General features: G+C 44.9%; 1 protein-coding gene. It reads left to right on the top strand.

Annotation, left to right across the window (positions count from 1 at the left end; all coding sequences use genetic code 11):
* The coding region (locus RTW80_RS25755) for a DNA topoisomerase (protein ID WP_312720893.1) at nt 1–1,089 on the top strand (1,089 nt) is incomplete at both ends.

The following is a 1,089-nucleotide window of genomic DNA, read 5'->3' as shown; positions in this document are numbered from 1 at the left end:
CCTGAAATCAGTCTTTCCTCAGTCGCTGGATATTGATTCTTCACGTAAAAGCAAGGCGTTTAACAGTGCAAAGGTGACTGCGCATACTGCGATAATCCCGACCGCCAGTGTGCCTGATGTTAACGCACTCAGTACCGACGAGCGCAATGTTTACCTGGCGATCGCACAACACTATCTTGTTCAGTTCATGCCTGAAAAAGCATACCAGGAAGTATCGGTTGCCATTCAGTGTGGTGATGAGTCGTTCTATGCCCGTGCCAGAAAAACAACTGACAGCGGATTTGAGGCGTTTCTTGGCGCGGAAACCACAGACGAAGGTGAATCAGAAGATAATGATGATTCCGCTTTTGAACTGCTCTGTAAAATTCGCACAGGAGAAACACTTACGACAAAAGAAGTTATTGTTAATGAGAAGAAAACAACACCGCCGCCGTTATTCACCGAAGCCTCCTTGCTTGCTGCGCTTGTTCGTGTCGCGGATTTTGTCACTGATCCAACAATTAAAAAATTGTTGAAGGATAAGGATAAAGACAAAAAAGATGAACATGGTGGCATTGGTACGCCAGCTACCCGCGCAGCCATTCTGGAAACGCTGAAGAAAAGAAACTATATCACGCTGGAAAAAGGGAAACTTATTCCTACTGATACCGGATATGCGCTTATTGATGCCCTGCCTGGTATAGCGGTTAATCCTGATATGACAGCATTATGGTCTGAAAAGCAGACAGCCATTGAAAATGGCGACCTGACGGTTGAAGAGTTTATTAATGAGCTGTACGGTGAACTGACAGGCATGATTTCTGATGTTGACCTGGGCGAGATGAAGATTGAACCCGCTGCGCCAGCAGGGCAGTTTCAACGCCTGGACTCTCCCTGCCCTTCCTGTGGTAAACATATTGTTATCAGGCCGAAAGGTTATTTCTGTACCGGATGTGAATTTAAAATCTGGAGTGAGTTTTCTGGTAAGAAAATCACCCAGGCACAGGCCGAAAAACTGGTTAAATCAGGGAAAACCGATTTGATTAAGGGATTTAAAAAGAAAAGTGGTGGAACGTATGATACAGTTCTTGTCCTTGAGGATAATAAAAC

It is taken from the genome of Escherichia sp. AM3 (assembly GCF_032029835.1).
GTDB lineage: Bacteria > Pseudomonadota > Gammaproteobacteria > Enterobacterales > Enterobacteriaceae > Escherichia > Escherichia coli.
Note: the sequence above shows the minus strand (reverse complement) of the source record. Positions and strands in the feature narration are given on the sequence as shown.